Here is a 3,254-nt window from a genome sequence, read left to right as displayed (position 1 = left end):
TGTCTGGGCTCGGGTCGATGGCCGTGACGCGGAGTCCGCGCGCTGCGAGGAGCGCCGAGAGCTTGCCGGTGCCAGCCCCGAGGTCGACGGCCGTCGCGGCCCCGGGCGGGACGAGCCAGTCGACGGCCGCGTCAGGGTAGCCCGGACGGACCTTTTCGTAGTGCTCCCCGCCGGCCATGAACGCCTCGGCGAGCTCCCGCCGTCGTTCGTCGCCGAACTTGGGTCCGCCGCGCGCCATACTGCGTGTGCCTCCCTCGCCGCGTGCCCCGCGAGTGCCGGGCGATTCCTCCGCTCTGTGGAGTCGAATCTACCGGGAATGCGGCGCTCGAGGCGGACGGTGCGGAAGCGGGCTAGCGGCCGGTGGGCTCAGTCTTCGGCGGTCTCAGTCTTCGGCGGTACAGGGAGCGGCGCCCGCCGTGCCCGGCGTGTTGGGCGCCCACTCGGGGAACGGCCGCGCGTCGTTCGTGGGAACCCAGCGGCCGGAGTCGACACTGTAGTCGAGCCGGACTCCGTGGTCGACGAGGTCCCGGACGCCGGCGACGAGGCGCTCGACGTCCTCGAGCCGCGAGCCAAGGCCGAAGCTCGCGCGCAGCGAGCCAGACGGGAGGCCGAGCCGGCGCAGCGCGGGATGCGCGCAGAAGCGCCCGTCGCGCAGGCCGACGCCGTGTTCGGCCGAGAGGTAGGCGGCCGTGAGCCCCGCGTCGTGCCCCGCGACCGAGAAGTTGACGATGCCCACGGAGCCATGCGACGCGGGGCCCACACCTGGATCGGAGTCCTCGAAGAGCCGGTGAACCGTGACGCCCTCGATCTCGCCGAGGCCGGCCACGAGCGCTGCCCGGAGCTGTTGCTCGTGGCGGTGCCACGCGCCCTCATCGAGGCCCGCGATCACTTGGGCCGCTTTCGCGAGCGTCGCGGCGCCGAGCACGTTCGGGGACCCTGCCTCGTGCCGCGCCGGGCCGTCCGCCCAGGCCACGGAATCGAGCCGAACCTCGCGCACTGCGCCGCCGCCCGCGAGGTAGGGGTGGCCGGCGTCGAGCCAGTCGCTGCGCCCCACGAGGACTCCCGCGCCGAACGGGGCGTAGAGCTTGTGCCCGGAGAAGGCGACGTAGTCGATGTCCGTTCCCGCGATATCGATCCGGCGATGCGGGGCGAGCTGGGCGGCGTCGACCACGATCCGTGCGCCGTGCTCGTGGGCGAGCCGCGCGAGCTCGGCGATCGGCAGGATCTCGCCCGTGATGTTGGACGCACCCGTGACCGCGAGGAGGCTGACCTCGCCGGCCTTGAGCCACGCGCGCACGCGCTCAAGCGTCTCGGCGAGGGTCCGCGCCGCGACGACGCTGCGGTGCGGGCGGGCCTGCCACGGCAGGAGGTTCGCGTGGTGCTCGATATCCAGGTAGAGCACGTCCCCCGCGCCGGGGACGCAACCCGCGAGGAGGTTGAGGGCATCCGTGGTGTTGCGCGTGAAGACGACCTCGTCGTCCGGCCGCGCGCCAAGGAAGTCACGCACGATCCCGCGCGCGTTCTCGTACACGGACGTGCTGACCTGGGACGCGTAGCCCGCGCCGCGGTGGACGCTCGCGTAGTAGGGGAGCACCTCGTTGAGATAGTCGGCGACCTGCGTCAGGGCTGGCGCCGAGGCCGCGTAGTCGAGGTTCGCGTAGCGGAGTTCGCCGCCCGCCGCGAGCGGCGTGATGAGATCGGCGCCCACCACGGGCGCGAGGGGGCGGAGGGCGTCAGGGTAGGCGCTCGGATCGATGGCTGCCGCGGGGCGCGCTTGGGTGGGCTGGGGTGGGGTGGGCTGGGGCGGGAAAGAGGGAAGGACGACGGATGTGCTCATGACTGCACCTCGGGGTCTGGGCCCCGCCTCGCGGGGGCCGCGCTTGCCGTATCCACTCCGGACCGGCCTGGTCGTCACCCGGGGCACCCCGCCGCGTGAGGAGGGTTGCCGGCCAGCAAGCCGGGGCTTCGCGCTGGCACTCGTGACCTTTTACGAGACTACGGGAGCTCCTGTTCGGCCTCCAGCCCGACCTGCCGTGTTACATCGAGTTAAGTGGAGGGCGTTCTAGGAGGAGAGGAGGTCGTCGTGCTCGGGGTTGAGCCGCGCGAGCGCGTCGGAGTGAACGATCCCGTTGGTCGCGAGCGCGCTGCCGCCCCACGGTCCGTCGACGCCCTCGAGCGACGTGAACCGCCCGCCGGCCTCGGTGACGATCGGCACGAGCGCCGCCATGTCGTAGAGCTGGAGCTCGGGCTCCGTCGCGATGTCCACCGCGCCCTCGGCGACGAGGCAGTACGACCAGAAGTCGCCGTAGGCGCGCGTGCGCCACACATCCTCGGTGAGGCTCAGGAAGTCGCCGAACGAGCCGCGCTCGCGCCAGCCAGAGAGGCTCGAATAGGAGAGCGAGGCGTCGGAGAGGCGCGAGACGTTGGAGACCTTGAGCTTCGTCGCGGCCGCAAGGGAACGGCCCGTGTACGCGCCGGCGCCCTTCGCCGCCCACCAGCGCCTGCCGAGAGCTGGGGCACTCACCACGCCGACCACGATATCGTCTCCCTCCGCAAGGGCGATGAGGGTGGCCCATACGGGGACGCCACGGACGAAGTTCTTCGTGCCGTCGATGGGATCGATGATCCAGCGGCGCGAGCTGTGGCCCGTGGTGCCGAACTCCTCGCCAATCACGGCGTCGCGCGGGCGGGCTCGGGACAGCTGACCGCGGATGGCCTCCTCCGCTGCTCGGTCCGCGTCCGTGACCGGCGTCAGATCCGGCTTCGTCTCGACATGGAGATCGAGGGCCTTGAATCGGTCCATGGTCTGCGCGTCGACGGAGTCGGCGAGCACGTGGGCCAGACGGAGGTCATCGGTGTACGACTCGGGGGCGACGGGGCTCATGAGTCCCACGCTATCGTCTCGGCGCCCCGCGCGGCGGGACGTCCGGCCGGTTCAGATCGAGCCGAGTTCCTTCGCGTCGGCCGCCTCCTCGCGCGGGCTCGCGCCGAGAAGCCTTCTGAGCGACGCCAAGCGGGCCGGTCCCTGAGGCCCCGCATGCCCCCCGGCGACCCACGCATCGAGCCCACAGTCGACGGCGGAGGAGTCGTGCCGGCAGCCGCGCGCGCAGTCCTCGGTTCCCGGTTCGAGGTCGGGGAACGCGTGCAGGATCCGGTCAGGGTCCACGTGGGCGAGGCCGAACGAGCGGATCCCCGGCGTGTCGATGATCCAGCTTCCGGGCGGCGCGCCGTCGAGGCGCAGGGCGAGGGCCGAC

Annotated in this window: 3 protein-coding genes, 1 pseudogene and 1 riboswitch; all 4 genes and pseudogenes read right to left on the bottom strand. The window is 72.2% G+C overall.

All coding sequences use genetic code 11. From position 1 onward, the window contains the following. On the bottom strand, positions 1-238 hold a 238-nt coding region (locus tag ACLN58_RS19940; RefSeq protein ID WP_415856974.1), incomplete at its 3' end, for a class I SAM-dependent methyltransferase. A gap of 144 nt (positions 239-382) precedes the next feature. Next, positions 383-1,837 (bottom strand): aminotransferase class V-fold PLP-dependent enzyme, encoded by a 1,455-nt coding sequence (locus ACLN58_RS19935; RefSeq protein WP_415856973.1) that lies wholly within the window; start codon positions 1,835-1,837, stop codon positions 383-385. Positions 1,838-1,871: 34 nt separating this feature from the next. Continuing rightward, a riboswitch (SAM riboswitch) is annotated at positions 1,872-1,985 on the bottom strand. 77 nt (positions 1,986-2,062) lie between these two features. Then, the gene (gene hisN, locus ACLN58_RS19930) at positions 2,063-2,884 is read right to left on the bottom strand and encodes a histidinol-phosphatase (RefSeq protein ID WP_415856972.1); all 822 of its coding nucleotides are present in this window, start codon (positions 2,882-2,884) and stop codon (positions 2,063-2,065) included. A 51-nt stretch (positions 2,885-2,935) separates the two neighbouring features. Continuing rightward, a pseudogene (locus ACLN58_RS19925) lies at positions 2,936-3,254 on the bottom strand (ribosome small subunit-dependent GTPase A); the annotation flags it as partial.

This window comes from Sinomonas sp. G460-2, from assembly GCF_047759905.1.
Taxonomy (GTDB): domain Bacteria; phylum Actinomycetota; class Actinomycetes; order Actinomycetales; family Micrococcaceae; genus Sinomonas.
This window is presented reverse-complemented; position numbering and strand designations above follow the sequence as displayed.